Source organism: Aquiflexum sp. (assembly GCF_977115555.1).
In genome coordinates, this window is record NZ_CDSBKL010000528.1 from 1 (window position 1) to 2,392 (window position 2,392).

General features: G+C 42.0%; 3 protein-coding genes. All 3 read left to right on the plus strand.

Translation table 11 applies throughout. The features are described 5' to 3' along the window. Positions 1–1,328 (plus strand): M14 family zinc carboxypeptidase (locus ACZFYI_RS19140; RefSeq protein ID WP_462525721.1); only part of this gene is annotated, 1,328 nt, incomplete at its 5' end. Between the two features lie 125 nt (positions 1,329–1,453). Further along, positions 1,454–2,185, plus strand: coding sequence for an SIMPL domain-containing protein (locus ACZFYI_RS19145; protein WP_462525722.1), 732 nt, complete (start codon positions 1,454–1,456; stop codon positions 2,183–2,185). 62 nt (positions 2,186–2,247) lie between these two features. After that, positions 2,248–2,392 (plus strand): DUF433 domain-containing protein (locus tag ACZFYI_RS19150; protein ID WP_462525723.1); only part of this gene is annotated, 145 nt, incomplete at its 3' end.

Here is a 2,392-nt window from a genome sequence, read left to right on the forward strand (position 1 = left end):
AACGAAGGTTTAAGCATGCTGATGTGATTCATTTGGTCAAGGATCGTAAAGGAACATTCGCAGTGAAAGAAATCGGGAAATCTGTAGAAGGAAAGGAAATCTATCAGATGACCATTGGCACAGGCGAAACAAAGGTCATGCTTTGGTCGCAGATGCATGGAAACGAAAGCACTGCGACGATGGCCTTGTTTGACCTCTTCAACTTTTTTGAAGGGGAAAATGATGGTTTGGAAGAGTTAAGGAATAAATTGTTGGAGAAGCTTACTATCCGTTTTATCCCCATCGTCAATCCTGACGGCATGGACCAATGGATGAGGAGAAATGCCTTGGACATTGACCTCAACAGGGATGCCGCCAAACTCGCTTCTCCTGAGGCTGTCATCTTGAAAAACGCTCGTGATACCTTTTCACCGGATTTCGGATTTAATCTACACGACCAACAGACTTATTATACAGCAGGAGAGGTAGCTACACCTGCCACGATTTCCATTTTGGCACCTGCATACAATTTCGAAACAGAGATCAACGATGTCCGCAAAAAAGCCATGCAGGTAATCGTCGGGATGAACAGGATGATGGAAGCTGTTGCACCCGGACATGTCGGCAAGTACGACGATGCTTTTGAACCGAGGGCTTTTGGGGATAACTTTCAGAAATGGGGTACGAGTACCATTCTGATCGAATCCGGCGGCTATCCGAACGATCCTGAGAAGCAATATATCCGCAAGCTGAATTTCATGATCATGCTTCATGCCATGGAAGAAATCGCAGATCAGGCTTTTGTGGATTATTCCCTTGATGAATATGATGCCATTCCCGAAAATGCCACCCGTCTGATGGATGTCATGATCCGGAACATCGAAATGAAAAAAGATTCCTTGACCTACCCGATAGATTTGGGAATCAGGAGAAGGGAAACCGATGCCAACGGTTCATACTACGTCAGTGGGGGAATTGATGATTTGGGGGATTTGTCGATTTTTTACGGTTATGAAGAATTGGATGCTACAGGAATGGAAATCACAGAAGGAAAAATCTACGAAACCGCTTTCGGAAAAGTTGGAGACCTGACAGCTGACAAGACTCTTGAATTGCTTAAAGCAGGATTTCTTGCGGTGAAGGTCAAAGATGCAGAAGATAGGGAATTGTATGATTTACCGATTTTGGCTTTTAAAAACAGTACTTCCATTCCTTTTGGAATCCGCACAGGAGGAAGTCCCAATTTCTTTCTTTCCAAAGATGGTGCTTTGAAATATGCGCTGGTAAATGGCTACCTCATTGACTTGGAAAAGCCGGTCGGGAATGGATATAGAATGCGGGTAAATTGATTTTGAAAGAAAAGCCAAATACGGTCGCAATTCAAAATTCAGCTCATCTTAATATTGATCCCAAAGATTTATTTCTAAATTTATAGAAGTCTCCAAACCCCATTCTTCCCAATCCAATGCAAACCATGAAAAAACACCTGACAGCAATAATTTTCGCCTTGGCAATCATTGTCTCCGCTGCGATTCTTGGTAATGCCATCATCAACAGAAACAAAAAATCCGGAACAGTGGATGTGACAGGTCTGGGGGAAAAGAACTTTACCTCCGACCTCGTAGTGTGGGAAGGTAATTTCAGCAGGGAAAACATGGATATAAAAATAGCCTATTCAGACCTTGAAAAAGACAGAAAAGCCGTCACAGATTACTTGGTTTCCAAAGGCATTCCCAAGGAAAAAATCATTTTCCAAGCCATCAATACCAATCCGCTGTACCGACAGAACTATAGCAGCAGCGGCAATTTTATGGGACAGACATTTTTAGGTTACCAACTCAACCAAACGCTTTCAATAGAATCCAATGAAGTGGATAAGGTGGAAAAAATCTCCAGAGAAATCACCGACCTCCTGCTTCAGGGAGTAAAATTCTACTCACAGCCTCCCCGCTATTACTATACCCAACTCGAGAGTCTCAAGATCGAAATGATCTCCAAAGCAACCGAAGATGCACGTTTAAGGGCTGAAAAAATAGCAGAAAACTCCGGCTCTAAACTTGGCAACCTACTTTCCGCCAACATGGGAATCTTCCAGATCACCGGTCAAAATTCCGCCGAGGACTATTCTTGGGGAGGTACTTTTAATACAAGTTCCAAAGAAAAAACCGCTTCGATCACGATGCGGTTGAGTTATGGAGTGAGGTGAAAAGTTTTGAATTAAGAATTATAAATTAAAAAGTGGTTTAAAGTTTGGAAAAATTGTAGAATATGAACTATCAAGAATATATTGAAATTCGGGCTGAAAAAAGATTTGGCAAACCTTGTATCAAAGGGACTAGGATTACTGTTTATGATGTTTTGAATTGGATGTCAAATGGCATGAGCAAAGAAGAAATTATGAATGATTTCGAGG

What these genes read in the sequence shown, in the direction of transcription:
- ACZFYI_RS19145 (WP_462525722.1), top strand. Translation starts at nt 1,454, where the DNA reads ATGAAAAAACACCTGACAGCAATAATTTTCGCCTTGGCAATCATTGTC.